Origin of the sequence: Bacillus sp. EKM206B, assembly GCF_011066015.1 — a bacterium.
Lineage (GTDB): Bacteria > Bacillota > Bacilli > Bacillales > Bacillaceae > Bacillus > Bacillus velezensis.
In genome coordinates this window covers 1-460 of the sequence record NZ_JAAMNL010000041.1, presented here as the reverse complement: position 1 = coordinate 460, position 460 = coordinate 1, and the positions used below count along the sequence as shown (strand labels likewise).

The window sequence follows — 460 nt, the reverse complement described above, 5'->3', positions numbered from 1 at the left end:
CGTTCCCATGCCGAACACGGAAGTTAAGCTCTTCAGCGCCGATGGTAGTCGGGGGTTTCCCCCTGTGAGAGTAGGACATCGCCAGGCAGACTTCATTCCGCAGTAGCTCAGTGGTAGAGCTATCGGCTGTTAACCGATCGGTCGTAGGTTCGAATCCTACCTGCGGAGCCATTTATGGAGAGCTGTCCGAGTGGCCGAAGGAGCACGATTGGAAATCGTGTAGGCGGTAACCCCGTCTCAAGGGTTCGAATCCCTTGCTCTCCGCCACTAATTATCAATACATAACAAACGAAAAAATACCAGGGCCCGTTGGTCAAGCGGTTAAGACACCGCCCTTTCACGGCGGTAACACGGGTTCGAATCCCGTACGGGTCACTTATATGATGGAGGATTAGCTCAGCTGGGAGAGCATCTGCCTTACAAGCAGAGGGTCGGCGGTTCGAGCCCGTCATCCTCCACC

General features: G+C 54.8%; 4 tRNA genes and 1 rRNA gene. All 5 read left to right on the top strand.

From position 1 onward, the window contains the following. A 5S ribosomal RNA gene (gene rrf / locus G9F50_RS20315) occupies nt 1-87 on the top strand; the annotation flags it as partial. Nucleotides 88-96: 9 nt separating this feature from the next. Beyond that, nucleotides 97-171 (top strand) — tRNA-Asn (locus G9F50_RS20310). Between the two features lie 5 nt (nt 172-176). After that, nucleotides 177-267, top strand: a tRNA-Ser gene (locus G9F50_RS20305). Between the two features lie 36 nt (nt 268-303). Continuing rightward, nucleotides 304-375 (top strand) — tRNA-Glu (locus G9F50_RS20300). 10 nt (nt 376-385) lie between these two features. Then, nucleotides 386-458, top strand: a tRNA-Val gene (locus G9F50_RS20295). The last annotated feature ends 2 nt before the right edge of the window (nt 459-460 follow it).